Raw genomic sequence first — 575 nt, 5'->3', positions numbered from 1 at the left:
CGGATTATCTTCTTTTACGAAGTCCTTGTAACGCTGACCAAACCTTTGGTGCTGTCGGCGAACCAGTGACGAAACATGGTCGGTAGTGATACCGAGACGGAACCCATGTCGGGTTAACCTTCTGTCCCATTTACTCTTCCCCACCCTTCTTAGGGGTTGCGACGACCACGGTCACGTGGCTCGTGCGCTTCTTGATTTGGTATGCCCGACCCTGAGCACGCGGCTGGAACCGCTTCATGGTCGGTACCCTCGTCAACAAACGCTTCGCTGATGAACAGCTCGTCTTCGTTGAACGCGACACCCTCGCGGTCTGCGGCGGCACGGGCGTTAGCCACTGCCGATGCTACAACCTTGAACACTGGCTCTGAAGCTGCCTGTGGGGCAAACTTCAGGATCGCCAGTGCTTCGTTCGTCTGCTTGCCACGAACAAGGTTGACGACGCGCCGGGCCTTCATAGGCGTCACGCGGATATGGCGCGCAATTGCCTTGGCTTCCATTGCTTTCCTTCTCTCGTCTCTCGAAGAAGTGCTAAGCACTCGCTGAACCCTTGCGGGTTAGCGGCGCTTGCCCTTCTT

At 56.9% G+C, this 575-nt stretch carries 1 protein-coding gene and 1 pseudogene; both read right to left on the bottom strand.

Annotated features, from left to right (window positions below):
* Window positions 1-130 precede the first annotated feature (130 nt).
* Window positions 131-238, bottom strand: coding sequence for a large ribosomal subunit protein uL22 (locus B879_RS24305; RefSeq protein ID WP_497706794.1), 108 nt, complete (start codon window positions 236-238; stop codon window positions 131-133).
* A gap of 10 nt (window positions 239-248) precedes the next feature.
* Window positions 249-497: pseudogene (rplV, locus tag B879_RS24300) on the bottom strand (50S ribosomal protein L22); the annotation flags it as partial.
* Window positions 498-575: the final 78 nt, after the last annotated feature.

The organism is Cecembia lonarensis LW9 (genome assembly GCF_000298295.1).
GTDB classification, from domain to species: domain Bacteria; phylum Bacteroidota; class Bacteroidia; order Cytophagales; family Cyclobacteriaceae; genus Cecembia; species Cecembia lonarensis.
Note: the sequence above shows the minus strand (reverse complement) of the source record. Positions and strands in the feature narration are given on the sequence as shown.

Bases quoted from the DNA above. Each gene is read 5' to 3' on its own strand.
- B879_RS24305 (WP_497706794.1), bottom strand. From the start codon at position 238: ATGAAGCGGTTCCAGCCGCGTGCTCAGGGTCGGGCATACCAAATCAAG.